Annotated in this window: 21 protein-coding genes and 3 tRNA genes; 14 read left to right on the forward strand and 10 right to left on the reverse strand. The window is 61.1% G+C overall.

What is annotated here, in order from left to right:
- Nucleotides 1–3: 3 nt before the first annotated feature.
- From acpS to HMPREF1155_RS08365, 5 genes are all read left to right on the forward strand, one after another.
- Nucleotides 4–516 (forward strand): holo-ACP synthase, encoded by a 513-nt coding sequence (gene acpS / locus HMPREF1155_RS08345; RefSeq protein ID WP_006362547.1) that lies wholly within the window; start codon nt 4–6, stop codon nt 514–516.
- A complete protein-coding gene (locus HMPREF1155_RS08350) occupies nt 513–1,499 on the forward strand; it encodes an NAD(P)H-hydrate dehydratase (protein WP_009079373.1) in 987 nt (328 codons plus the stop codon). The genes acpS and HMPREF1155_RS08350 overlap by 4 nt, the downstream gene beginning before the upstream one ends.
- Nucleotides 1,496–2,086: an HdeD family acid-resistance protein gene (locus tag HMPREF1155_RS08355; RefSeq protein WP_009079195.1), complete on the forward strand. Its 591-nt coding sequence runs from the start codon at nt 1,496–1,498 to the stop codon at nt 2,084–2,086. The genes HMPREF1155_RS08350 and HMPREF1155_RS08355 overlap by 4 nt, the downstream gene beginning before the upstream one ends.
- Nucleotides 2,087–2,112: 26 nt before the next feature.
- Nucleotides 2,113–4,242, forward strand: a complete 2,130-nt coding sequence (gene ligA, locus HMPREF1155_RS08360) for an NAD-dependent DNA ligase LigA (protein ID WP_009079306.1) — start codon at nt 2,113–2,115, stop codon at nt 4,240–4,242.
- Between the two features lie 120 nt (nt 4,243–4,362).
- A complete protein-coding gene (locus HMPREF1155_RS08365) occupies nt 4,363–4,740 on the forward strand; it encodes a hypothetical protein (RefSeq protein WP_006362551.1) in 378 nt (125 codons plus the stop codon).
- Between the two features lie 9 nt (nt 4,741–4,749).
- Here HMPREF1155_RS08365 and HMPREF1155_RS08370 read toward each other — a convergent pair whose 3' ends face one another.
- On the reverse strand, nt 4,750–5,508 hold the full coding sequence (locus tag HMPREF1155_RS08370) for a TSUP family transporter (protein WP_006362552.1): 759 nt from the start codon (nt 5,506–5,508) through the stop codon (nt 4,750–4,752).
- Between the two features lie 494 nt (nt 5,509–6,002).
- Here HMPREF1155_RS08370 and HMPREF1155_RS08375 point away from each other — a divergent pair, with 494 nt between their 5' ends.
- Entirely contained in the window at nt 6,003–6,704 is a 702-nt protein-coding gene (locus HMPREF1155_RS08375) for a flavin reductase (RefSeq protein WP_009079272.1), read from the forward strand.
- Between the two features lie 1,383 nt (nt 6,705–8,087).
- Nucleotides 8,088–9,320 (forward strand): argininosuccinate synthase, encoded by a 1,233-nt coding sequence (locus HMPREF1155_RS08380; RefSeq protein ID WP_009079253.1) that lies wholly within the window; start codon nt 8,088–8,090, stop codon nt 9,318–9,320.
- 54 nt (nt 9,321–9,374) lie between these two features.
- Here HMPREF1155_RS08380 and HMPREF1155_RS09070 read toward each other — a convergent pair whose 3' ends face one another.
- Complete coding sequence (locus HMPREF1155_RS09070; protein ID WP_006362557.1) at nt 9,375–9,527, reverse strand: hypothetical protein; 153 nt, start codon at nt 9,525–9,527, stop codon at nt 9,375–9,377.
- Between HMPREF1155_RS09070 and argH the strand changes: the two genes are divergently transcribed.
- The 5 genes from argH to HMPREF1155_RS08405 all read left to right on the forward strand — a co-directional run bounded on the left by argH (nt 9,526) and on the right by HMPREF1155_RS08405 (nt 12,888).
- Complete coding sequence (gene argH, locus HMPREF1155_RS08385; protein ID WP_009079352.1) at nt 9,526–10,920, forward strand: argininosuccinate lyase; 1,395 nt, start codon at nt 9,526–9,528, stop codon at nt 10,918–10,920. The two genes, HMPREF1155_RS09070 and argH, sit on opposite strands and share 2 nt — an antisense overlap.
- 514 nt (nt 10,921–11,434) lie before the next feature.
- Nucleotides 11,435–11,510: transfer RNA gene (locus HMPREF1155_RS08390), tRNA-Lys, on the forward strand.
- Nucleotides 11,511–11,587: 77 nt separating this feature from the next.
- Nucleotides 11,588–11,661: transfer RNA gene (locus HMPREF1155_RS08395), tRNA-Gln, on the forward strand.
- 97 nt (nt 11,662–11,758) lie between these two features.
- Nucleotides 11,759–11,834: transfer RNA gene (locus tag HMPREF1155_RS08400), tRNA-Thr, on the forward strand.
- Between the two features lie 241 nt (nt 11,835–12,075).
- The gene (locus HMPREF1155_RS08405) at nt 12,076–12,888 is read left to right on the forward strand and encodes a nitroreductase family protein (RefSeq protein ID WP_009079316.1); all 813 of its coding nucleotides are present in this window, start codon (nt 12,076–12,078) and stop codon (nt 12,886–12,888) included.
- A 3-nt stretch (nt 12,889–12,891) separates the two neighbouring features.
- Here HMPREF1155_RS08405 and HMPREF1155_RS08410 read toward each other — a convergent pair whose 3' ends face one another.
- The 5 genes from HMPREF1155_RS08410 to HMPREF1155_RS08430 form a co-directional block, all read right to left on the reverse strand.
- Nucleotides 12,892–13,299, reverse strand: a complete 408-nt coding sequence (locus tag HMPREF1155_RS08410; RefSeq protein WP_009079241.1) for a type II toxin-antitoxin system VapC family toxin — start codon at nt 13,297–13,299, stop codon at nt 12,892–12,894.
- Nucleotides 13,296–13,703, reverse strand: coding sequence for a hypothetical protein (locus HMPREF1155_RS09075; protein ID WP_039993666.1), 408 nt, complete (start codon nt 13,701–13,703; stop codon nt 13,296–13,298). The genes HMPREF1155_RS08410 and HMPREF1155_RS09075 overlap by 4 nt, the downstream gene beginning before the upstream one ends.
- A gap of 256 nt (nt 13,704–13,959) precedes the next feature.
- Entirely contained in the window at nt 13,960–15,141 is a 1,182-nt protein-coding gene (locus tag HMPREF1155_RS08420) for an ABC transporter permease (RefSeq protein ID WP_081501553.1), read from the reverse strand.
- Entirely contained in the window at nt 15,128–16,366 is a 1,239-nt protein-coding gene (locus tag HMPREF1155_RS08425; RefSeq protein ID WP_009079336.1) for an ABC transporter permease, read from the reverse strand. Before HMPREF1155_RS08425 ends, HMPREF1155_RS08420 begins: the two co-directional genes overlap by 14 nt.
- Before the next feature lie 9 nt (nt 16,367–16,375).
- Nucleotides 16,376–17,323 (reverse strand): ABC transporter ATP-binding protein, encoded by a 948-nt coding sequence (locus HMPREF1155_RS08430; protein WP_009079267.1) that lies wholly within the window; start codon nt 17,321–17,323, stop codon nt 16,376–16,378.
- Nucleotides 17,324–17,457: 134 nt separating this feature from the next.
- On the opposite strand from HMPREF1155_RS08430, the gene HMPREF1155_RS08435 reads away from it, so the two are divergent.
- Together HMPREF1155_RS08435 and HMPREF1155_RS08440 are read left to right on the forward strand one after the other, a co-directional pair.
- Entirely contained in the window at nt 17,458–18,747 is a 1,290-nt protein-coding gene (locus HMPREF1155_RS08435; RefSeq protein ID WP_009079314.1) for a sensor histidine kinase, read from the forward strand.
- Nucleotides 18,744–19,385: a response regulator transcription factor gene (locus tag HMPREF1155_RS08440; protein WP_009079174.1), complete on the forward strand. Its 642-nt coding sequence runs from the start codon at nt 18,744–18,746 to the stop codon at nt 19,383–19,385. The genes HMPREF1155_RS08435 and HMPREF1155_RS08440 overlap by 4 nt, the downstream gene beginning before the upstream one ends.
- 8 nt (nt 19,386–19,393) lie before the next feature.
- On the opposite strand, the gene HMPREF1155_RS08445 is transcribed toward HMPREF1155_RS08440, so the two are convergent.
- The 3 genes from HMPREF1155_RS08445 to HMPREF1155_RS08455 all read right to left on the reverse strand — a co-directional run bounded on the left by HMPREF1155_RS08445 (nt 19,394) and on the right by HMPREF1155_RS08455 (nt 21,823).
- Nucleotides 19,394–21,058: a DUF4153 domain-containing protein gene (locus HMPREF1155_RS08445; protein ID WP_009079140.1), complete on the reverse strand. Its 1,665-nt coding sequence runs from the start codon at nt 21,056–21,058 to the stop codon at nt 19,394–19,396.
- An 80-nt stretch (nt 21,059–21,138) separates the two neighbouring features.
- The gene (locus HMPREF1155_RS08450; protein ID WP_006362570.1) at nt 21,139–21,348 is read right to left on the reverse strand and encodes a helix-turn-helix transcriptional regulator; all 210 of its coding nucleotides are present in this window, start codon (nt 21,346–21,348) and stop codon (nt 21,139–21,141) included.
- A 10-nt stretch (nt 21,349–21,358) separates the two neighbouring features.
- Nucleotides 21,359–21,823, reverse strand: coding sequence for a DUF2975 domain-containing protein (locus HMPREF1155_RS08455; RefSeq protein WP_009079304.1), 465 nt, complete (start codon nt 21,821–21,823; stop codon nt 21,359–21,361).
- Nucleotides 21,824–21,841: the final 18 nt, after the last annotated feature.

Below are 21,841 nucleotides of genomic sequence, written 5' to 3' on the forward strand. Positions count from 1 at the left end.
GGCATGCCGGTCGGACTTGGGGTCGATATCGTCGAAATCGAGCGCATGGAGCGTGTGCTTGCGCGCACGTCGTCGTTCGTCTCGAAGGTCTTCACCGACGAGGAGCGTGCGTATTGCGAATCCAAGGGCAATGCCGCCGCGCGGTTCGCCGCCCGCTTCGCGGCGAAGGAAGCGGTGTGCAAGGCGCTTGGAACAGGCATTCTGGCCTGCGGCATCGGCATGAAGGACGTCGAGGTCTCGCACGACCGGCGCGGCAAGCCCGTCGCGGTGCTGCATGGGCGGGCGGCCGAGCTCGCCCGGGAGCAGGGAATCACGGATATCCCCCTTTCGATTTCATACACGCATGCGGTCGTCGTCGCGAACGCGGTCGCCATCACGAAGGCGGCGGAAGAGGACAAGGAACGTCGGCGCGATGTGAAGGCCGAGCTCGCAAGCCGATTCAAGGAAGCGCGCAGCATGCTTGACGAGCTCGGCTCGGAAACCGCGGAAGCCATCGAAGGATGTGATCGGGCGTGACGTTGCTAGACGACATCCGTCCTGCGCGCGGGAGTTCCTGCGTGGTGCCGCCCGAAGCGGTGGCCGACCTCGTGCCTCGGATACCTGCCGATGCCCATAAGTATTCGCGCGGCGTGTGCGAGCTGTATGTCGGAAGCAAGGACTATCCTGGCGCGGCGGTGCTTTCCTCCTGTGCCGCCAATAAGCTGGCTTGCGGATACGTTATCGCGTACACGACATCGAGGGCGCGGGCGGCCCTGCGGGCGCAGAGCCCCTCGATCGTGGTGCGCGACCATGCGTCGTTCGCCGAGGCACGGCATGAGGATGGGCCGCGTCGCCCGCGCGCGGTGGTCGTCGGATGCGGATTTCCCTCTTCGACGGCGCGCGACGGCCTCTTGCGCGAGCTGAGCCGTGCGTGCGCCCAAGGGGTCCCTTCGGTTTCCGAAAGGCCCGCCGCGGCATGTTCGCCCGAGAGCATCGCACGCGTGCTGGAACGTTCCGACTGTCCGGTGCTTCTGGACGGCGGCGCCTTGGATGCCATGGGATCGGGCGACGTGCGTGCGCTGCTCGAAAAGCGCACCGGCCGCACGACCGCCGTCATCACGCCGCATCTGGGCGAGGCGGCGCGCATCGCCCAGGTGATGCGTCTAGACGGGGATCTCGCGCCCGTGGCGCTTTCCCAGGCCATCGCCGAAGCGACTTCGACGATCTGCATGCTGAAGGGATCCGATGTCTGGATTTCGACGCCCGAGGGTTCGACCTATATCGTGGATGCGGGCACCTGGGCGCTTGCGAAGGCGGGCACCGGAGATGTGCTTGCCGGCGTCGTCGGATCTTTGCTTGCGTACGGCATGATGCCGCTCGAAGCGGCCGTGCTCGGCGCGCACATCCATGCGTGCGCGGGACGGATGGCGGGAGAAGGCCTGGCCTTCGGGCCGACGGCCGAAGATGTGCTCGACCGCTTGCCGCAGGCTGCGGGCCGATTCATGAGGAGAACGTCATGAGCGATATCAAAGTCACGCTTCTGGATTCTCGCGACGAGTTCCTGCCGGGGCGCAGCGGCGGGCCCGTGAACGCACCGCTTCTCATCTCGGGCATCGTCTTGGTCCTGCTCGGCATCGCGAGCGTTCTCAATCCGGAAACGTTCTTGGCGGGCCTGTCGTACGCGGCGGGCGTCGGGTTCCTGTTCGTCGGCGCCGTCATGCTCGTCTCGTATCTGCGCGTGCGGGGAACGCTGCAGGAAAAAGGCGGGATATCCCTGTTCACGACCATTGCGGTGCTCGTTTTCGGCATCGTGCTCTGCGCGCATCCGCTCATCGGCGTGACGATCGCCGCGTGGATCGTCGGCCTCGGGCTCGTCGTATTCGGCCTGGTGCAGATGTTCGTCGGCGTGCAGCTTCGTTCTTTCGGCGGCATCATGTGCGTCGTCGAGCTCGCGTCGGGCGTCTTCGAGATCGTTCTGGGCGGAGCCATGTGCATCTGGCCTGGCAGCTTGGGGCTCATCATCGGGCTCGTCGGCATCGTCTACGGAATCTCGCTCGTCGCGTTCAGCCTGCCTATCGGCATCGATCACACCAACCGGCTCTGGTAGCCCTCAAACGGAGGATTTCTTCAATCATGGATCAGGACAGCCTTTTCGGGTCGGACGGCCAGGCTCTGGACGCCGACGGGACCCGTGCGCGCGTTCGGGCGCTTCGCAAGGAAATCGAGCACCACACGTATCTCTATTACGCGAAGGATGCGCCGGAAATCTCCGATGCGGCGTTCGATTCGCTGATGCGCGAACTGCGCGAACTCGAGCAAGCCCATCCTGAGCTCATCGATCCGACCAGCCCGACGCAGCGCGTCGGCGGGTACGTGGGCGAGCAGTTCTCGCCCGTGCGCCATGCGGTGCGCATGTATTCGCTGGACAACGCCATGGGCTTGGAAGAGCTCGACGAATGGCTCGCGCGCACCGTGGAAGCCATCGGGCATCCGGTGCCGTTCTGCTGCGAGCTTAAGATCGACGGCTCGTCCATCGCGCTCACGTACGAGGCGGGCGTGCTGACGAAGGCTGCGACGCGCGGCGACGGCACCACGGGCGAAGATGTCACCGTCAATATGCGCACGGTGCGCGACATACCGTTGCGCCTGCGCGATGCGGGCATCGAGGGACTTGTCGATCCCGATGCGAGCATCGAGGTCCGCGGCGAGGTCTACATGCCGAAACGGAGCTTCGAGTCGCTGAACGCGGCCGCAGCCGCGCAGGGCAGGCAAGGGTTCGCCAATCCGCGCAACGCCGCCGCCGGTTCGCTTCGCCAGAAGGATCCGACCGTCACGCAAGGGCGCGACCTCTCCACGTTCCTATACGCCATCGCCGACGACGCTCCGGTGCGCGCCGAATCGCAGTGGGATCTGCTGAAATGGCTCGGCGACTGCGGTTTCCACGTGAATCCCGACGTCAAGCGCTGCGACACGCCCGAAGAGGTGCATCGCTTCTGCGAAGAGGTGGCCGACCGGCGCGACTCGCTTCCGTACGGCATCGACGGCGTGGTGGTGAAGGTGGACTCGTTCGCGATCCAGCGCGAGATGGGCTTCACGGCCCGCGCGCCGCGGTGGGCCATCGCCTACAAGTTCCCGCCCGAAGAGAAGACTACGGTGCTGCGCGACATATCGGTCCAGGTCGGACGCACAGGAGCCATCACGCCGGTGGCCGAGCTCGATCCGGTGCGCGTGGACGGTTCCGTAGTTGCGCGTGCGACGCTGCATAACCTCGACGAGGTGCACCGCAAAGACGTGCGCGTCGGCGACACGATCATCGTGCGCAAGGCCGGGGACGTGATTCCCGAGGTTCTGGGCCCGGTGCTTTCGCTGCGTCCGGAAGGCGCGATTCCTTGGGAAATGCCTGCGATGTGTCCGAGCTGCGGAAGCCCGCTCGTGCGCGAGGACGGAGAGGCTGCGTTCCGGTGCGTTTCCATCGACTGTCCTGCTCAGGCGACGGAACGCCTCATCCATTGGGCGAGCCGCGGCGCCATGGACATCGACGGCATGGGCGAGGAGATCGTCGCGCGCCTGGTGGAATCGGGGCGCTTGACCGACGTTGCGGATTACTACAACCTTTCGGAATACGACCTGGCCACGCTTGAGACGGGGCGCATCAACAAGGAGGGCGAACCCGTTCATCTGGGATCGACCATCGCCGCCAAGCTGGTTGCGTCGATCGAGGCATCCAAGGCGCGACCGTTCGGACGCGTGCTGTTCGGCCTGGGCATTCGTCATGTCGGCAAGACCACGGGCGCGCAGATCGCCGCCGCGTATCCTTCGATGGACGCGCTCATGCAGGCATCCGAGGAAGACCTGGCGGCCATCGACGGCGTCGGAGGCATCATCGCCAAGAGCATCCGCGCGTTCTTGGAGACGCCCGACAACCGCGAAGTCATCCATCGGCTGGGGGTGCTCGGCGTCCGCATGGAAGACGTGCGGACAGAGGGCGAGGACGTGCCCCAGACGCTTGCGGGCATCACGTTCGTGCTGACGGGGTCGCTCGTCGAAAGCGGCATGACGCGCGATGAGGCGGGCTCGCGGCTGAAAGCCATGGGCGCCAAGGTGTCGGGCAGCGTGTCGAAGAAGACGGGGTACGTGATCGCGGGCGAAGCCGCCGGCAGCAAGTACGACAAGGCCGTTGCGCTGGGCGTTCCGGTGCTTTCCGAAGCGGATCTGCTGCGGCTGCTGGAGACTGGATCGCTCGAGGCGGCGGGCATCGCCTAAGGGCGGAGCGCTGCGGCACGAAATGGCGAAATCCTCTCTGCGTGCGATATACTGCCGACTGATTCACGATTCGGGATGGGCCGCCGCCGATGACGGCGGATACGAGGAGATGCGCTGACGATGGAAGACAGGCTGAGCGAATACGACGAGAAGGTGCTGCGTCGCTTGATTCAGATCGAGACGGCGAACAGGGCCGAGGAAAAGAAGAGCCCGCTTGCCTTCGTGAAGCGCGACACGGCGGCCGGCGCATCTATGCGACGCCTTGACCAGCTTGGATATGTCGGTGCTGCATATCGGGACGGCAATCCGCTTGTCGTCGAGGTGCTGGGACGCGGGTATTCCTATATCGCCATGATCGATGCGGAGATCGCCGACATCGAACGTGCGGAACGCTATCGCAGGGAAGACCATCAGCATGACGTCTTCATCTCATGCGTGACCGCGGGCATCGGCGTGATCGGCGTGATCTTCGGCTTCCTGCTCGGGCACGTGCTGTAATACCGGGATCTACATCACGAGGTCGGCGATGACCTTGATGAAGAGCAGCGAGATGACGACGATGATGATGGGCCGCACGATCTTCGTGCCGCCCTTCAGGACCAGGCCGGCTCCGATGTAGTTGCCGATGATGCTGAATGCCGCGGCGATAAGTCCGAGCCCGATCCAGACGACGCCGGCATGCAGGAACGTGATGAGCGCGGCGACGTTCGACGCCAGGTTCGCGATTTTAGTCTCTCCCGATGCTTCTTTGATTCCGAGCTTTCCGAACACGACGAATGCAAGCAGCATGAACGTTCCCGTTCCGGGCCCGTAGAAGCCGTCGTAAACGCCGACGGTGAGCGAAATAGCCAGGATGACGGCGAGGCGGCGATGCAACGGTACGTCTTCGGCCTTGGATGCTCCTAGGTCAGGCTTGCGCAGGACCGCGATGGCCACAAGGGGCAGCGATACGATGAGGACGATTTGGAAGATGCCGTCGGGCGTGAGCAGCGCCAGGCGCGCTCCGATGGCCGAGCCGGCGAGCGCGCCGATGACGGCGGGAATCGCCGGTTTCAGCTTGACGAAGCCTCCGCGCATGAAGCGAAATGTCGCAGCCGCCGTGCCGACCGTGCTCGAGAGCTTGTTCGTGGCGATCGCCGTGTGGGCGGGCAAGCCTGCGAGCAGGTACGCGGTGAGCGAGACGAGTCCCCCGCCGCCAGCGATGGCATCGACGACGCCCGCGAGGAATACGAGCGGGCAGACTATGATGAGCGTGATCGGGTCCATGGAGGCCTAACGGTCGGTGGCGTGCGACGAGCGAATCGAAGGACGGTGCCGGACGGGTCGGACCGCATGCGTTGCCGTTGGGCATCGAGGCAAGCGCATGCGAGCGTTGGCTGCCGTGGCAGCCCGGCGCACAGCATTGCTGCCGCGATGCGGTGGACGGCCTCGAACGGCGTCGTTGCGACGGGCGCCCTACGAAGGCAAGCGTTGATTATAGGGCAAGACGGCTGCGCTGCGGTTGCGAGAGAACTGCGGGAACGCTGCGCGAGGGGGCTGCGTGACAGTTGCGTGAGAGCTGCGTGAGATAGCTGCGAGAGATGGCTGTGCGGGGCAGCTGCGAGAGAGCTGCGAGAACGCTGCGCGAAGCGGCTGCCTTCGTGGCGGAACGCATGGTCTGCTCCATCGGTCCATCCCCCGATCGATTCTTGCGCGCGAAAATTCGCACAAGCTCGTATGATAGGCGTTGGGTTCGTGCGATTCCGATCGAAGGGGGACCAATGTTGGATGCAAAGTCGTTCCGCGCTATGAGCTGCGGCGTGTATGTGATTGCCGCACAGGATGAAGACACGAAAGCGGGATGCATCGTCAATACGTTAACGCAGGTCACATCGAAGCCCGCACGTGTGATCGTTGCGATCAACAAGGATAACTTCACGACGGGCGTCGTGCTTTCGTCCGGCCGTTTCGAAGCTTCGGTGCTTGCAGAGTCCGCTCCTATGGAGCTCATCGGGCGTTTTGGATTCCGCTCGAGCGCCGACACCGATAAATTCTCCGATACCGAAATCCGTATAGACGAGGCGGGCGTTCCGTATGTGGCCGAACATGTCGTGTCCCATATGGGCGTGCGCGTGCTGTCTTCCGAGGATGTCGGGTCGCATATGCTGATCGTCGGCGAGGTCGAGGAGGCGGATGTCCTATCGACTGAGGAACCGATGACATATGCATATTATCACCAGGTCAAAGGTGGAAAGACACCTCCGAAGGCCTCGTCGTACGAAGCGCCTGATATTGCGGACGATGCGAACGGGTCCGATGCCTCTCAGCCGAGCGATGCGGGCGTCGGGTCGGGTTCGACTCCTCGTTATGGATGGCAGTGCCAGGTGTGCGGGTACATCGTCGAAATCGATGAGCTTCCCGATGATTTCGTCTGTCCTATCTGCGGCGTCGGGAAAGAGAACTTCGTTCGCGTCGAGCTGTGATCGGGGCGTCGGGCCTCTGCTCATGCAGGAGTTCAGATTCGGTTGCCCGTTCAGCGCGATGGGAGCTGCCATGTTCGGCGGTTTGTTCAGTGTGTGTGGGAGAGAGAGAGGGGGGGGTATAGCCCCTTTTCGACCATCGAATTCGATGCCGATGACAAAAAATCGCTGTTTAGAGAATTCCGAGCATCGTTTCTGTTGTACTCACAACGAAACTGCCCTTAATCAAGCGTCATTTCGTTGTAATAACAACTTATGTACCGAAAAAATACCCCTATAGGGTATACTAAGCTTCGATTTTTTGGCATTGGGAAAGGGTTTGACTTACGGCCTTCGGCGCATGACCGCACGCGACTCGCACGACCCACGCACGACCGTACACGGCCCGTACGGCCTGCGCGGTCGCACAGGGCCCACGCAGGCCGTACGACCTGCATGACCCGCACGACCGCATGCACGACCGGACGTTCGACCCGGCATTCCAAAGGCCGTGGCCCGTACACGACTCTCACGACCCGCGCGGTCGTACACAGCTCACACGACCCACATGACCCACATGACCCACATGACTCACATGACTCACATGACCCACACGACCCGCATGACCGCATGCAGCCTGCGCGCTCCGCACGACCGCATGCTTCACACGCCTGCGCGCGACCCGTCCATCGTTTGCACTGAAAATCGACCCTCGTAAGCGCCGTTCGCCGGTTTCAGGATCGTCGAATCGCGAGGCCGTTTGCCTATCAAAACATCAGTCACATCTTTTAGATGCATAAAAATAAGCCGATATTCAGCGATTATGCATAACATAGAGATGATATGGCTAAATTGTGCATGAATTTCCAGATTAGAATTCTTACTTGCTCCATCGGCGTCGAACGGTTAGTGTACCTACCCATACAAAAAAGCGCTGCACATGATGCACATGGGTGCAACAGATGCTCCCTCCGCATGCGTCAGGCGCTTGGACCGAAGGCGTAACCGCGCGCCAAGGAAGCCGTCAAAGAAGCCGTCTCGTGCGGCGCATCGATCGAGAGGAGTTCGCGCCCGTGCCTATCGCATTCACGATGCCGATCTCCCTCCGACGCCAGGACCGACGAATCACGCTGCGACGCTCGCGTGTGCTGATGCATGGTCCGATAGGGTGCTAACACCCTTTTCTCTTCCATAGGACGTATGACAGCACCCGGCGTCGCCGGGCTTTTTCATATATACGCTCGCTTCGGGCGTATGGTCCGTTAAACCATCCCTCGCTTCGCTTCATCGGCGTTTTGCATGGCCGCAAGCCGCGCATCGACTGCTCGCATCGCTTCTGCCGCACATCGAACGCCTGCTGTTTTCCGATATCGCCGTGCGCCAAAGCACCCGAAGAAAGGAACTTTCATGACTGCCGAAACCACCGCATCCGAAAAGCAGAAGGTCGTTCTCGCCTATTCCGGCGGTCTCGATACCTCCGTCGTCCTTAAGTGGCTTCAGGTCGAAAAAGGCCTTGATGTCATTGCCATCTGCGGAAACGTAGGCCAAGACGAAGAGGATCTCGAGTACATCAAGCAGAAGGCCCTCGATATGGGCGCCATCGCGTCCGAAGCCATCGACATGCGCGAGGAATATGCGGACAAGTACTTGACCAAAGCGCTTGCGGCGAACGGTCTGTACGAGAACTCCTACCCGCTGCTGTCCGCGCTTTCCCGTCCGCTCATTTCGAAATACCTGGTGGAAGCCGCGCATACGTACGGAGCCGCCTTCGTCGCGCATGGCTGCACGGGAAAAGGGAACGACCAGGTGCGTTTCGAGACATCCATCAAGGCGCTCGATCCGAACCTGACGATCCTGGCTCCGGTGCGCGAGTGGAACCTGCATACCCGCGAGGATGAGATGGCTTGGGCCAAGGAGAACGGCGTGCCCGTGCCCGTCACTCCGGCATCCCCGTATTCCATCGACGACAATCTGTGGGGCCGCGCGATCGAGTGCGGCGTTCTGGAAAACCCCTGGAACGAGCCTCCCGAGGATATTTGGCAGACCACGACCAATCCGGCCGATGCGCCCGACGAGCCCGAATATCTCGAGATCGGGTTCGAGGCCGGCGTTCCCTGCTCGCTGAACGGCGAGAAGATGAGCCTCCTCAAGCTGATCAATGAAGTCGATCATGCCGCCGGTACGCATGGCGTGGGCCGTTTGGATATGGTCGAGAATCGCCTTGTCGGCGTGAAGTCGCGTGAATGCTACGAGGTGCCTGCGGCAACGGTCCTCATCGCCGCCCATAAGGCGCTCGAATCGCTCTGTCTCGACCGCGAGACCGTGCATTTCAAACTCGGCGTCGAGCAGCAGTGGGCGACCTCCGTGTACTACGGCCTCTGGTTCTCGCCGCTCAAACAGGCGCTCGATGCATTCTGCGCAGAAACGCAAACGCACGTGACCGGCACCATCAAAGTCAAGCTCTTCAAGGGATCGTGCGTGGTCGTCGGCCGCCAGAGTCCGTATTCCCTCTATGATTACGGATTGGCAAGCTACGGCGAGGCCGATACGTTCGACCGCACGGCGGCCCGGGGCTTCATGTACCTGCACGGCCTTCCGACGACGGTTTGGGCGCAGAAGCAAGGCGCCAAGCAGGATTAATGCAGCTTTCGATCAGTCTTCGCTGATGGCCGCATGGGCGGTCGCCCATGCGGCCTAACGGCTTGCTTCGATGGCTCCAGGCGCGACAAACCGCTCGACTTCCGCAGCGGTTGCAAACGTGGCGAACCGCTTGGCTCTCGCAGCGGCTTCAAGTGCGGAATGCCGCTCGGTTTTCTGCGCATCCGGAAGATAGAAAGGTTCATCCATGGCTCTTTGGTCAGGCAGGTTCGAGAAAGGCGTCAGCGCCTTCACGCAGGAGTTCGGCGCATCTCTTCCGACGGATACATCGATGTATGACCAGGATATTCGAGGATCGCTGGCTCATGCGAAGATGCTCGCTGCGCAAGGCGTCATCAGCGACGAGGACTATGCGGCCATCGAGCGTGGGCTTTCGCATATCAAGAGCCAGATGGACGAAGGCGCCTTCGCATTCGACGTGAACGATGAAGACATCCATATGGCGGTCGAGGGACGGCTTATCTCCGATATCGGTTCGGCGGGCGCGCGCCTGCACACCGGCCGTTCCCGCAACGACCAGGTCGCGACCGATATACGTTTGTACGCCAAGGATGCCATAGCCGAATTGCTTGCGGTCAACTGCGAGCTTCGTCGGGCGTTTCTCGATAAGGCCGATGAATGCTTCGGCATCGTCATGCCTGGCTATACACACCTTCAGCATGCGCAGCCGGTGCTTTTGAGCCACCACCTGCTTGCGTATGCGTGGATGTTCACGCGTGACTTCAAACGCCTGATGGATGCCTATAGCGCGGCGGACGCGAATCCCTTGGGGTCGGCGGCGCTTGCGGGCACCACGTATCCGCTCGACCGTCGGATGACGACCGAGCTGCTCGGTTTCGACCACGCCATTCCTAATTCGTTGGACGCGGTGTCCGATCGCGATTACCTGCTCGACCTGGACTATGCGTGCAGCGTGGCCATGATGCACCTCTCGCGCATCTGCGAGGAGATCGTGCTCTGGTCTTCGACCGAGTTCGGCTTCATCACGCTGTCCGATTCGTTCTCCACCGGGTCGTCCATCATGCCGCAGAAGAAGAATCCGGACTTCGCCGAGCTGACGCGGGGGAAGATGGGCCGCGTCGTGGGAGACCTGGTCGGACTTCTGGTCACGATGAAGTCGCTGCCTCTGGCCTATAACAAGGACCTGCAGGAGTGCAAGGAAGGCACGATGGACGCGGCGAAGACGCTGCATGACTGCATGGTTATCGTCGAAGGCATGGTATCCACGATGACGGTGCACGAAGACGTCATGCGCGCAGGTGCGAGCAAAGGGTTCACGGCGGCGACCGATGTGGCGGATTATCTGACCAAGAAGGGGATGCCGTTCCGTCAGGCGCATGAAACGGTCGGCGAACTCGTGCTGTATTGCGAAAAGAATGGAAAGGATCTGGCCGATCTTTCGATCGAGGAGCTGAAGGGCGCATCCGACCTGTTCGAAGAGGATATCGTCTCGGCACTGGACATCGACGCGATCGTGCGCGCGCGCACGACGTATGGCGGTACCGGGCATGACGCGGTGAAGGTTCAGATGGAAGAGGCAAAGGCTGCGCTCGAAGCCGATCGTAAAAGGATTCCTGCATAGGAGCGGGAAGCGGTCAGGATCGTCGGGGTCGGGCTTGGCCCTGCCCTGTATGCCGGCGGAATCACCGCTCGGGTATGCCGGATCCATTCATGCCGCCCACCTGGCTCTATACATTGGAGGAATCGCCCAGGGACTCGAAGCCGTCGGGCAGGAAAAGGAAGCGGCCCGGGGTGGCCGGGCCGCTGTGCAGGGTCGTCGGCGACGCGCAGGGAATGCGCCATCCGACTGCAGGGAGGGAAGACGCCATCCGTTTGACGCCGGCCTATGCAGGGATGAAGGAGAGGAGTCGGCAGGCGCCGCGCGGAGGCGGAGGGGTGGTCTCTGTGAAGGTTCTCGCTCGACGTTCCTTCCGGTGCGTCCTTGGCGCTCCATCAAGCTCATCGAGCATGCTCCGCATGATAGCGGGGCGTCCTTAAAATCACCTGAAAGTCTTGTGCAGGAATTTTGAGGATGCTTTCGCATTGACCCGTTTTGCCCGCATCGGTAGAATGTCCTCTTGCATTTATGCGAAATCGGGCCGTTAGCTCAGTTGGTAGAGCAGGGGACTTTTAATCCCAAGGTCCGGGGTTCGAGTCCCCGACGGCCCACCACGATGCATCTGCCCGAACCCGCAGGATGTCGAGCTTTGCGGATGCGCGCGCATCGGTTCGATCGGTTCTTTCTCTATTGGTCCATGGTGTAATGGCAGCACAAGGGTTTTTGGTGCCCTTGGTCTAGGTTCGAATCCTGGTGGACCAGCCATTCGATGACTTATGGGAATGCTCGCGTCGCGTAAAACTTCTATGGCGCGGCTGCATGCGTTCCGCTATAATTCTGCTCCGCGCTTGAAGCGCAGGATGCCGATGTGGCTCAGTTGGTAGAGCAACGCACTCGTAATGCGTAGGTCAGCGGTTCGAGTCCGCTCATCGGCTCCATCCGAATACGAAAGCCGGGGTTCGTTCGAACCTCGGCTTTTTTATTGTTGACCGAGGTTGTATTCTCAGGGGAGCATCCCAAGGGCTTTTCGGCTGAGCTGTATAAGAGGGCAAGGCGAAAACTCTATGCGATCGGGGAATTGCCGTTGGTCGCCATGGTTGAGCCATCGATCTCGCATGCAACGAATCCGATGCGACGTGGCATGACGCATGCGTGCGTATATATCGAAAGGAAATCGGCATGAATCTGCAGGACATGAAGCAGCGTAGGAGCGTCAGGACGTTCGATGGCGAGGGGCTCGACCCGGAAATGCTCGCGGCGATGCGTGAATTCCTGGCCGATGTTCCGAATCCGTTCGGAATCGAAGTGACGTTCGACGTGCTCGATGCCGAGGAGCACGGCCTTACGAGCAAGGTCATCTCCGGTGCGGACTACTACGTTTGCGCGAAAGTTGCCCGCAAATCGCGTGCCGAACTGGCATTCGGCTATTCTTTCGAGAAATTCATGCTGCAGGCGCACTCGCTCGGATTAGGGACCGTATGTCTTGCCGGCACGCTTGATCGTCCTGCATTCGAGCGCGCCATGAACGTCGGGGAGGGCGAGTTCATGCCCTGCGTAAGCCCGCTGGGCCGCCCGGCGCGCAAACGTTCCCTTCGCGAGAAGGCAATGCGCGCGGCGGTTAAGGCGGACACGCGTCATGCATCCGAGAAACTGTTCTTTACGGGAGACTTCGCGCATCCCTTGAGCGAGTCTGAAGCGGGGATGTGGAGCATCCCGCTTGAGGCGGTCCGGTGTGCGCCGTCGGCGCGAAACGCGCAGCCGTGGCGTCTCGTGGTCGATGGCGACCAGGTGCATTTCTTCGAGGCCAGAAGCAAAGGGTTCGAGAGGGAGACGACCGGCGATGTGCAGAAGATCGATTTGGGCATCGCTGCATGCCATTTCGATATTGCTGCGGCGGAGGCAGGGATCGCCGGCGGCTTTCTCGAATCCGATCCCGGCATTCAGCGAGAAGGCACTGTCGAATACGTCTATACGTTCAAGAAAAGCTCGTAGGCGTTAAAGCCTCGTCGATGTCACGCAGTCGACTCCCGTTTCTAGGCAGGCTTCCTGGAGTTCCTTGTCAAGCGTGAAAAGCGTCGATCCCGTTCGCCGGGCAAGAACCAGATACAACATGTCATAAGCAGAATGGTTCAGGCGGACGGCTTCATTGAAGGCTTCGACGACGAGGTCATCCGAGGGATGGATCTCGTCGATGAGCGAAATCGCTTCGCTTAATCGAACCTGGGCGTCCTTTCTTTCCAAAATGCCTGCTTGATGGTATTTCCAGAAGACGTTTGCGAGCTCTGAACGCACGAGGTCGGGCGCAATGGATTTCTCTCCTTCAAGCATGAACTCACGAAGCGCATCGCCTTCCCTAGAACCAAAAACGATCTGCGCGCCTGCGCTGGCATCAAGGACGATCATGCACGTTCCTCTTCCGTCGATGAAACGACCTGATTCAAGGATGTACCAAGAATCTGTGCGTCGCGTTCTTCGCGCATACCTCGGATGATATCGACGGGACCGAGCGCGCCGTTTGGAAGGTCGAGCTTCGGAAGGGCATCTATTCTTCGGAAGATCTCTTGTCGTTTCGCGATGCGCGCCTCTCGTTTCTGAAGGGATTCGTCCTGTTGATAAGGGGAATGGGGCGTGACGCGATGCCGATGCATCTCGCCGCTGCCCTGAATCTCTTCTTCGCCATGATCCCGCAGCACTCGTTCTACACACATGATGGTCTGCTGAGCGATGCTGCGGTGTTCGTGTGCCGCGGTCGCTTTCAGTTTTTTGTACAAATCTTCGGGGAATTCCCTTACCTGCAAGGCTGGCATCCCGCACTCCGTTCTCCTGGCTATCATGCATGCATTATACATGCGTATACCATGCAATTCATAGTGTCATGTCAGATGGATGTTAGGAGGGGTGGCCGCACAAACTGCTGGTCGTGTAGTTTTGCCCGATGCGCGGACCGCCTCCCATCCTACATTTGGGAATCGGGTGCGGGACGGGAAGCGATCGGGTCGAGTCGAACTCATACTTACCGAACCACGTGGCCCGACCATGCATGTCTCGAGCCATTTTCTCCCATCACGCGTTCGCGTTGCGTGCCCGCCCTATCGCGACGGCCACAAGGAAGATCGCGAGCGCGAACAGCAGGGCGATTCCGCAGTCTCCCATGAGGGGAGCGATCGTCTGCATCGAAGCGGAATCCGCATGCGCCGCGCCTGTGATCATGCTGTTCGTCCAATACGATGGCGTGAAATGGGCGATTTTGACGACGGCGTCGGGCATGAATTCGAGAGAGATCCAGGCGCCGCCCAGAAACGAGAGCACCATGCCGAGGATATTGGCCACGGCGTTGACCGCGTTGTCCTTAAGCCCGGCTTGGCCGAGCAGGAACCCTATCGCAACGGCGCAGAGCGCATACGCGAGCATCGCGGCGCCGGCGACGGCAAGCAGCGGCCAGGACGAGGCCTCCATGTCGCCTCCGAATACGGCAAGTCCGAGCAGGCAGATCCAGAACCATCCGATCAAACCGATGAGCAGACAGGCCGAAAAGATCTGCGTGCTTCGGGAAAAGCTTGGGACGGGCGACCCGAGCGTACGCCCGCGAATCGCGCGGCGATTGAGCTTATCCATGAACATCGAAATGGCGACTACGATGAACGCGAACAAAGGATAGGTTGAAAACTGCAGGTAGATGGTCAGGCTGTTCGAAAGGGGCGTGGTGTCGGCGGGTATGAGCTCGGTCTCGGCGCGGTCGGCCATCGTATCGTCCGCGAGCGTCACGGCTTCCTCCACATCGTGCGCCGTCGTTCCCAGATACGTATAGACCTGGTCCAAGAACGAGGCCGTGCGCGTATTCATGAGCATGGCCGCGCCCGAACGATAGCTGACGACGGAATCGAGGCTGGGCGCATCCGTGCCGGATGCGACCGCTTCTTCGAAGTCGTGCTGGAATCCTTCAGGGATGACAAGGACGTATTGGATGCGGTCTTCGGCTGCGGCATCCTGCAGCGCGCGGGCGCTATCGTCGATCTCGGTCATTTCGCCGACCGTCGAAAGGTAGTCGGCGACCGCATGCGACAGCTGGCTGCCATCTCGATCCACGACCGCGACGACGGGCTTCGGATCTGTAACGGTCTCGGAATTCGATACGCCGTTCGCAAGGCCCATGAACAGGCCGAGCATGCTCAACAGGATCAGATAGACCAGCACGTAGGCTCTATGCGCGGCCACGATCCGCAGAGCGGTTCTAAAGATGCTCATAGCTCATCCTCCTCATGCGAGCCAGCGCGATGATCATGAAGATCGCGGCCATGCCGAGCATGGCGGCGCAATTCTGGGCGAAGGGGCCCAGCGTGTCGTAATACAGCAGGCTGAAGAATCCATGGGTCGATTCCCATAACGGATTCGCCCAGGACAGCACCGGGACCGTGGCTTCGACGAAATCGGCGAGTTTCTGCGCCGCCGTGCCGTAGAGCCCTGTGAACAGCGAAAGCAGGCAGGTGATTCCTGAAATCATGCCGGTCGTCATAGTGCGCATCGTGCCGAAGACGGCACCGGCTGCGCATGACATGAGGCTCGATACTCCCAGAACGACGATGCAAAGCACCTGACGCGAACCGAAATCGACCCCGACGAAGAATTTCAGGAACAGAAATGCCGCAAGCAGGCATCCCATGATGCAGGCCCATGAAGCGGCAAGGCAGGATACGAGCATCTTCCAACGAGGCATGCCCGCCATGGTCTGCCGAGCGCCGAGCGCGGATGTATTGGCGCACAGGTTTCTGATGGCGATCATCGAGAAGGTCATGCCCATGCCGCAGGCGAAGGCGAGCAGGGAAAAGTAGTATCGCACAGACGCATCGACCTCCTGATGCGTGACCTGCGCCTTTTCGATGGCGATGCGGTCTTGGCGACCGGCCAGCCCATCTATGACCGACGACATGAATGCATCGGCATCAACGTCCGATCCCGTCTGCGCGAAGGACGCGAGCGTCGTCGGGTCGATGACGCCCTGCTCGATCGCCCAGGTCATGTCGCCTGAAAGAATGGCCCGATACTGAGCTCGCGTCTCAACGTATGCATCGAGCACCGCGCGCAGCACCATGATGGTGACCGAATCGTTCCCTTCGGCAGTCACGTGCAGGGTCGGGGTGTCGTCCTCGACATCGATATATCCGACGACGTCGCCGTTCTTCGCCGCCGTGCGCGCATCGTCGGCATTCGCGAAGAACGTGGGCTCGACGAGGCGCGTTTCGGCATCCTCGTCCGATATGCCTCTGATGCACGCATCGAATCCCGGCGCCGCATCGTAGGCGTCGTCCTGCACGATGCCGAACGGCTGGGCGGAGGGTTCGTAGCTGTCTTGCAGGTTCGAAAACATGGCCATGAAGATAAGCGAGAGCACGATTATGAATCCGAGCGACCAGACCATGAGCACTTTGTCCCGCAGCATTCCTATGACCTGGTATTTGAATGTCGTCAGCATCGCTGCCCCCTACGCCTCGTCACGCAGGGCGCGGCCGGTGATCTCGAGGAACACGTCGTTCAGCGTGGGCGGCTCGGATGTCACGCGTCCGTACGGCGCATCGGCATCGGCCAGCACGGCCAGGACGTCGACGAGGTTATGGGCGCCCGACGAGCATTCGACGGTCGCGACGCCCTCATCGAACGCGACGCTGCGGACGCAGGCGAGCCCGTGCAGCCGTTCGAGCGCGGCATCTTCGAGCGTCGCGGCTTCGATCCTGATGCGCTCGCCCATGCCGATCATGCTCTTGAGCTCGTCGCTCGTTCCCTCTGCAACCTTCGTGCCATGGTCCATGATCATGATGCGCGAGCAGATCTGCTCGACTTCTTCCATGTAGTGGCTGGTATAGACGATGGTTGCACCTTCTGCGTTCAGGCGCAGGATTCCCTCGAGGATGGAATTGCGGCTCTGGGGATCGACGGCGACGGTCGGCTCGTCCAAGAAGATGAGCTCGGGTTTGTGCGCAATGCCGCAGGCGATGTTCAATCGGCGCAGCAGGCCGCCCGAAAGCTTCTTCGGACGGAATTTCTCGAATTTCTCAAGTCCGACGAACGCGATGGCATCGTCGACCATTCGGTGTCGCTGCGCACGGTCGGAAACGTAGAGCGCGCAGAACGCATCGATGTTTTCACGTACGGTGAGTTCGTCGAATACGGCCACGTCCTGAGGAACGATGCCGATGCGACGCTTCGATTCGTAGTCCGTCGCGTTCATGCGGGTGCCGAACAGATCGATCTCGCCATGGTCGTAGCGCAGCAGCTGCAGGATGCAGTTGATCGTCGTGGTTTTCCCTGACCCGTTGGGGCCGAGGAGTCCGAAGATCTCACCTGGGCGGATGTCGAAGTTCAGATGATCGACGGCTGCGAGTTCTCCGTACCGTTTCACCAGGTTCCGCACCTGGACGATGCTGCGTTCCATACAGGGGCCTTTCTTCTCGATCGGTATCCTCATTCTCGGCCAGAAGCATGGTGGGCGAAAGTGAGCGTCGTCATGAATGGACCCTGACGTTTGTCATGGATGCCCGACCGAGCCTTTCGCATAGAATGGCCGGTATGGAAAGAATCATCGACAAGGCCCTCGTTGCGGCGGTCTGCTTGGCGCTCTCGTTCGCGTTCGCGTTCGCGCGCGGCGAACGCAGCCTGGCTGTCGTCTTCTTCGTGACGGGAATCGGTTTCTCGGCGGTCTTCGAGCTCATATCCGCACGTGCGGGCGCGGCGGCGAAGGACGGCTCGGCGGCAGGGACGGCCTCCTCCGAGCTCACGGTCGCATGTGCGGGTTCGGATCGTCGCATCTTCACGGCATGGTGCGTGACCTCCGCCGTGGTTTTCGGAGCAGCGGAATCGGGTCTGGCCATGCTGCCCCTCGTAGCGTATGACGCGGCGAGGGCGGGCGATGCGTCGAAGAATTCGCATAGTGCGGTTGCGTCGGCGACCTGGATTCTTCCTCTCGCCGCATGGATGGCCACGTGGAGCATTCCCCTCTTCGAAGCGTTCTGCGTGGCCATCGCCTGTTTTGGCGCCGCTTTGGTCTCGCTTCGCACGACGAGGCTCTTCGATACCGAAGGCCGCATGCGAAACCTGCAGGACGATCTGCAGGACAGGTTGCTCGATCTTGATGCGAGGAATCATGAGCTGCAGGCGGCGCGCGGTTTCGAAGCGCGCGAAGTCGCCCTGGCCGAACGCACGCGCATCGCGCGGGACATCCATGACAAGGTGGGCCATCAGCTGACGCGGCTGTCGCTCCAGACGAAGGCATTGCAGGTGGTGCATGCGCCGGATGCGAGCGTGACGGCTGATTTCGGCCGTATCGCCGCGGGTCTTGACGACGCGCTCGATACCATGCGTAAGAGCGTGCATGACCTGGAAGACGACGGCGTGAGCCTTTCCGTGGAGCTGAATCGCCTCGCAGGGACTTCGGGCATTCTGAAGGTGCGTGTGGCATGCGTTCTGGATACAGAGCCGCCGGCGGATGTGACGCGCTGCCTGGTTTCGGTCGCGCGTGAATCCCTGACCAATGCCGCACGGCATGCGCACGCGGCGCACGCGAGCGTCCGTGCAACCGAGTATCCTGCGTTCTGGCAGCTGGTCGTGCGCAACGACGGGGTTGTGCCCCGCGGTTCGACGGAGGCCTTCCTTGAAGCCGAGCGCTCCGGCGGCATGGGGGTGCGAACGATGCGGGAAAGCGTGGCTTCCCATGGAGGCATTATGAGATTGATCTGCGGCGATGAGTTCGTGGTGTTCGTATCCATTCCGAAGGGGAAAGAATCGGACGCACCTGACGGCGGTGCGAGGGATGCGGCGGATAGAAGCGCACGGACGATGATCGAGGAGGTCGCTGAATGAAGCTCGTAATCGTGGACGACGATCCGATCGTGCGCGAATCCCTGGGAATCATCCTGGACGCGCAGGCAGATATCGAGGTCGTCGCGTTCGGGTCGGACGGCGACGATGCGGTGCGCCTGTTCGAAGAGCATACTCCCGATGTGCTGCTTTCCGATATACGCATGTCGGGTCGCGACGGGCTTTCCGCTGCCGAGGAGCTCTTGAGGCGCGATTCCGAGGCACGCGTCGTGTTCCTGACCACGTTTTCGGACGACGAATACATCGTGCGGGCGCTCAAGATGGGCGCGCGCGGTTACCTGATCAAACAGGACGTCGCGTCCATCGCCCCTGCGCTGCGCGCCGTGATGGCAGGCCAGAACGTGCTTGAAGGCGAGGTCTTGGAGCGGGCCGCGTTCATGGCGGGCTGCGTCGGGGGCTCCCGTACCGACGAATCGGTGCTCGCCTCCCTGACCGAGCGCGAACGTGAAGTCGTCCGTGCAATCGCGGAAGGTCTGGATAACGCCGAAGCGGCTGATGCGCTCTGCATGTCCGAAGGCACGCTCCGCAACCACATCAGCTCGGTGCTCGCCAAGCTCGGTCTGCGTAATCGCACCCAGATCGCCGTGTTCTACTACCGCAGGTGCGCCGGCCGAGGATAGGGGGCCGGTCACGCTCGATGCGCCCAAGACCAGAGCGGCCAGGGTTCACGCGTCCTCGAGTCTTCATAGGCGATGATGCGGTCTTTCAGGATATCCGCCTCGTACTCGTATGAATCGCCGTAGTTCAGATCGTCTCCGAGGTGCAGCTTTTCGTTCGCGTCGGATTTCGTTCTCAGGTATGTTTCAAGCGCCTGAAGATCGGACAAGGTATCCGCATTGGTATGCATGCTCAGATACCACGCGTCGATGTTTTCGATAGCGCCGGATTCATATTGGGCCACGTTGTACCGGACGATCAGCTTGTCGATGTTCATGAAGTTGAAGCAGATCCAGAGGGCCAGGCCAGCGATCATGAAGATGCGGAAGAAGTTGGTCTTCGCATGGAACGTTTTGACGAGAAGCGCCGCGAGGAGCACGGCCGTGAACGCCATGCCGAGCAGTGTGAGCAGGCGCATCAGCGTGAGGCCGTATTCCTGGATATAGAGATTCATGCGCATCGCCGCCGAGGCGAGGATGACCGCGGTCATAAGCACGAGCGCGACGTTGCCGGTTGCAAGGGCCGCGCGGGATCCGATGGACTGCGCATGTCCCGCGCCTTGCGCTGCAAGGAGCCCGATGCATGCATTGATGATGCCGACGGTGGCAAGCTGGAAGAATCCGGTGCGTGCGTACTCGGCATAGCCGCCGTACATATGGACGCTTTCCGTGCCGCCGAACAGGTAGATGAACTGCACCGCGACGAAGACGAGATACACGATATCGACGCTTATGAGGACGATGACCTGCGTCGCCGCCGGAATACGGAGGGCGATGCGTCTGCTCGAGGCGTCGGGAAGGGCGTCTTCGCCCGCGCTTGCATGCGGGTTGGAGCGGGCGTGGGATGCAGCCCACAGCAGGCTGAACGCCAAAGGCGTCACGATGAGGACGATGGTCAGGTGCGTGACTATCCTGTCGAAGCGCAGGTGCGCGAGGAGATCGAATATGCGCGAGAAGATCTGCGAGAACATGGCATCGGCGCTGGCAAGCAGCGGGATGATGAGGATGACGAGCAGGCCGAGCGCGATGCCGATGCCTGCGGCCACGCCCTGCGGTCCGTGCACACGTCCGTCCTTGCCGCGGGATCGGTGCGCTAGGGCATTCAGAGGTCCGAGCAGATTCGAGAACAAGGCTACGAAGAAGAACCAGATGGAGGCTCCGACGGCTCGGCTGCTCGCCCAGCATCCTTCCCAAAGGTTCGCCACGAGGAAGACATCCAGGGTCAGCGTTCCGCCTAATATGAGGCAATTGAGGAAGCGAAGGTCGAGATTCGCGTACAGCGCAGGAATGAGAGCAAGAATCAGGCAGGTTACGGTAAGGGGTATGGTCACCCGATCGATGCGCGCATGTTTACCCAAGATGGCGAACGCGCATGCCAGAACGGCGACGGCCATGATCGTGAGACCGACGCCCGGCAAGGAGCCGAATTCCATCGCGTCGTACGGATAGAAGATGAATGATGAAAGAACGGCCTGGCCGAAGGCGAGCAAAAGCGCAAGCCGGCTCTTCTTGTCGAAAGGGATGCTCTTCTTCGGCATCTTCACGGGAGCTTCGGGCGATGTGGGCGGGGTTGCCGATGGCATCGGCGATGCCGCGGCTTCGTTTGGCGGCTGGGGCAATGCGTGGTTTCGAGACATGATTCCTCCTTGCGCGCATGAACGCACGTTCTGCAACGGTTCTCTCTTGATGCATCGGGCCGCGTTCGCCCGATGGGGGTCTAGTCTTCGTCGGAGTAGGCGAGGATATCGCCTGGCTGGCAGTCGAGCGCACGGCAGAGCGCGTCGAGCGTGGTGAAGCGCATGGCCTTCGCCTTGCCGGTCTTGAGGTTCGAGAGGTTCGCGATGGTTATGTCCACCTGGTCGCTGAGTTCGGTCAGGGTCATGCGTTCGCGGCGGAGCACTTCATCGAGATTCACGTGGATTGCCATGGCCGCTCCGTTACACCGTGAGGTCGTTTTCGTCTTGGAGCTGCGCCGCCTTGCGCGTGAGGTGCGAAAGCGTGGCGGACACGATGGCGAGCGCGAAGCAGGCTATGGTGATGACGAGCGCGACGGCCAGGGCTCCAGATGTGAGCAGGCCGAGCGCTGCGATCACGATCATGGCCGCGAAGAACAGGATTCCCTCGGCAAGCGCGAAGAGGCTGACGAGCCGCAGGCGCGCGGCATTTCCCGTTGAAAATGACCTATTTCTGCCGATATCGGCGAAAAGGCGCCATGCGAGCACGCCGATGGCCAGCAGGGGAATGCAGCTTACGACGGCGAATGCCCACCCGAGAACGGTGCCGTGCGCGGCTAGGGCTTCGTCGGCCTTTATCGGGATGATGCCGAGGCAGAACCAGAGGCATCCGACGACGATGCTCGCGTCGAGGATCCTGAGGCAGAGGGAAAGTTCGCGTTGGTTCATAGGTGCTCCGTTCGTCGA

The organism is Slackia sp. CM382 (assembly GCF_000293015.1).
GTDB lineage: Bacteria > Actinomycetota > Coriobacteriia > Coriobacteriales > Eggerthellaceae > Slackia > Slackia exigua.

Coding starts and splice junctions, on each gene's coding strand:
- acpS (WP_006362547.1), top strand. CDS start 4: ATGCCGGTCGGACTTGGGGTCGATATCGTCGAAATCGAGCGCATGGAG.
- HMPREF1155_RS08355 (WP_009079195.1), top strand. CDS start 1,496: ATGAGCGATATCAAAGTCACGCTTCTGGATTCTCGCGACGAGTTCCTG.
- ligA (WP_009079306.1), top strand. CDS start 2,113: ATGGATCAGGACAGCCTTTTCGGGTCGGACGGCCAGGCTCTGGACGCC.
- HMPREF1155_RS08365 (WP_006362551.1), top strand. CDS start 4,363: ATGGAAGACAGGCTGAGCGAATACGACGAGAAGGTGCTGCGTCGCTTG.
- HMPREF1155_RS08370 (WP_006362552.1), bottom strand. CDS start 5,508: ATGGACCCGATCACGCTCATCATAGTCTGCCCGCTCGTATTCCTCGCG.
- HMPREF1155_RS08375 (WP_009079272.1), top strand. CDS start 6,003: ATGTTGGATGCAAAGTCGTTCCGCGCTATGAGCTGCGGCGTGTATGTG.
- HMPREF1155_RS08380 (WP_009079253.1), top strand. CDS start 8,088: ATGACTGCCGAAACCACCGCATCCGAAAAGCAGAAGGTCGTTCTCGCC.
- argH (WP_009079352.1), top strand. CDS start 9,526: ATGGCTCTTTGGTCAGGCAGGTTCGAGAAAGGCGTCAGCGCCTTCACG.
- HMPREF1155_RS09070 (WP_006362557.1), bottom strand. CDS start 9,527: ATGGATGAACCTTTCTATCTTCCGGATGCGCAGAAAACCGAGCGGCAT.
- HMPREF1155_RS08405 (WP_009079316.1), top strand. CDS start 12,076: ATGAATCTGCAGGACATGAAGCAGCGTAGGAGCGTCAGGACGTTCGAT.
- HMPREF1155_RS08410 (WP_009079241.1), bottom strand. CDS start 13,299: ATGATCGTCCTTGATGCCAGCGCAGGCGCGCAGATCGTTTTTGGTTCT.
- HMPREF1155_RS09075 (WP_039993666.1), bottom strand. CDS start 13,703: ATGCCAGCCTTGCAGGTAAGGGAATTCCCCGAAGATTTGTACAAAAAA.
- HMPREF1155_RS08420 (WP_081501553.1), bottom strand. CDS start 15,141: ATGAGCATCTTTAGAACCGCTCTGCGGATCGTGGCCGCGCATAGAGCC.
- HMPREF1155_RS08425 (WP_009079336.1), bottom strand. CDS start 16,366: ATGCTGACGACATTCAAATACCAGGTCATAGGAATGCTGCGGGACAAA.
- HMPREF1155_RS08430 (WP_009079267.1), bottom strand. CDS start 17,323: ATGGAACGCAGCATCGTCCAGGTGCGGAACCTGGTGAAACGGTACGGA.
- HMPREF1155_RS08435 (WP_009079314.1), top strand. CDS start 17,458: ATGGAAAGAATCATCGACAAGGCCCTCGTTGCGGCGGTCTGCTTGGCG.
- HMPREF1155_RS08440 (WP_009079174.1), top strand. CDS start 18,744: ATGAAGCTCGTAATCGTGGACGACGATCCGATCGTGCGCGAATCCCTG.
- HMPREF1155_RS08445 (WP_009079140.1), bottom strand. CDS start 21,058: ATGTCTCGAAACCACGCATTGCCCCAGCCGCCAAACGAAGCCGCGGCA.
- HMPREF1155_RS08450 (WP_006362570.1), bottom strand. CDS start 21,348: ATGGCAATCCACGTGAATCTCGATGAAGTGCTCCGCCGCGAACGCATG.
- HMPREF1155_RS08455 (WP_009079304.1), bottom strand. CDS start 21,823: ATGAACCAACGCGAACTTTCCCTCTGCCTCAGGATCCTCGACGCGAGC.